This window comes from Bacillus sp. Xin1 (genome assembly GCF_013314535.1).
Lineage (GTDB): Bacteria > Bacillota > Bacilli > Bacillales > Bacillaceae_G > Bacillus_A.
Window position 1 is genome coordinate 1 of sequence record NZ_JABUAE010000213.1, and the last position, 216, is coordinate 216.

Here is a 216-nt window from a genome sequence, read left to right on the forward strand (position 1 = left end):
GGTTCTGTTGCGAAGTTTTGTTGAGGTTAAGTGGTGCCAACAAAAAGTTTTACATTTTATGCGATTGTTAGTAGCTCCTGTAATTCATTGTATGTCGAAAAACCGAAGTCTGAGCCAAGACTTCGGTTTCGTTTATATAAAGCATGAATGGTTTCGATGACTTTCAAGGTACGGGAAGCGTGGCGAAAATTTTGAAATCCTGCGGATTTGGAAAAA

At 38.9% G+C, this 216-nt stretch carries 1 pseudogene; it reads right to left on the minus strand.

Annotated features, from left to right (window positions below):
* Nucleotides 1-56: 56 nt before the first annotated feature.
* Nucleotides 57-216, minus strand: a pseudogene (locus HRG09_RS29870) (IS6 family transposase); the annotation flags it as partial.